This is a genomic window from Polynucleobacter sp. AP-Kaivos-20-H2, assembly GCF_018882215.1.
Lineage (GTDB): Bacteria > Pseudomonadota > Gammaproteobacteria > Burkholderiales > Burkholderiaceae > Polynucleobacter.
The window spans coordinates 1-1,442 of the sequence record NZ_JACVOX010000007.1 but is presented as its reverse complement, the minus strand read 5'-3'; the positions used below and the strand labels follow the sequence as shown (position 1 = coordinate 1,442).

Below are 1,442 nucleotides of genomic sequence, written 5' to 3'. Positions count from 1 at the left end.
CAATACCTTCGCTATATGTCATTTTTGGCTCTTCTGATACGCCAACATATGGCTCAGCACCAACGATCACTTACACATTTAATACGCAGGCCAATGGAAGCGGTACTTCATACCTTTCTTCTGATACAGCGACTGTCAATGCGACAGGCACAGCCTTATTTAAAGGTACCAACTCGACAACGAGTACTACCAACGTTTCACTAAACTCCTCAGCTAATGCTGGTAGCTATACGACGGTGACTTATTTAAGTGGTTTGAGTTCACTCTTTTATGCCATATCAGCAGGCTCTAGTACGGGGTCGCTGACGGTTAATCAACTAGCATCGGTGACTTACACCGGTAGTGCAGGGGGCTTATGGTCTACCGGTGCAAACTGGACGACCACTAGCACCATTGGAACAACAAACATCACGGGTGTTGCCCCAACCTTGGGTAACGTTGCAACAGTGATTATTCCAACGGGCACAACCGTAGGTTATAGCAATACGATGGCAGGATTAACGCCAACTTCGGCAGTAGCCATTACCAATAATGGTACGCTAAACTTTACCAATACGAGTGCAGCTACTTTACCGGCAATCATCAGCGGTTCTGGCACGATCAGTATGAGCGGCGCAGCAACAACTACTTTATCCGGAGCCAATACGAGCTTTACCGGAATAACTTCCATAGCTTCTGGATCTACCTTGCAGTTGGGTAATGCCAATGCTATAGGCTCATCCGCGGTAACAGTAAATGGTACTTTAGATGTTTATGGCTACTCACCAACAGTTTCTTCCATTACTGGAACTACTGGCACTATTACCAATGGCTCATCCGGTACTACCTCAACATTAACTACCGGTGGAGGTAATACTTCGACTAGCTATGGTGGAGTTATTCAGAATGGTTTAGGAACGGTGGCGCTAATCCAAAATGGCACTGGCACCTTAACCCTCTCCGGCACCAACTCCTACAGCGGTGGCACTACCATCTCTGCCGGCACCTTATCTGCAGGCTCTAATACAAATTTAGGAAACACTTCCGGCGCTATTAACCTTAATGGTGGCACCCTCAACATCTCAACTGGCGCTGCCTTTAGTAGTGCTCGTACCATCAACGTATTAGCCAGTAGCACCATTAACAATGCCGATACCTCTGGGGTTACCTTTACAGGTAATGTCACTGGCCCTACAGTAACTGGCACTCCAGTCACACTCACCTTATCAGGCGCAAATGCTACTACTTTTAGTACAGGTGCGATTACCAATGGAACCGGCACTTCTACTGTAGCGCTTGTCCAAAACACCACTGGTACTACAACCCTTTCCGGTAGCAATAGTTACACCGGCGGCACTACCATCTCCGCAGGCACTTTAGTAGCCTCTACTTCAGCTTCTGCCTTAGGTTCTAGTACGGTAACTTTAGGCGCTTCTAGTGGTAATACAAGTGCAACTCTACAA

At 47.2% G+C, this 1,442-nt stretch carries 1 protein-coding gene; it reads left to right on the top strand.

Annotation, left to right across the window (positions count from 1 at the left end):
* Positions 1–1,442, top strand: a 1,442-nt coding sequence (locus ICE89_RS11630) for an autotransporter-associated beta strand repeat-containing protein (protein ID WP_216266025.1), incomplete at both ends; no start/stop codon positions are given.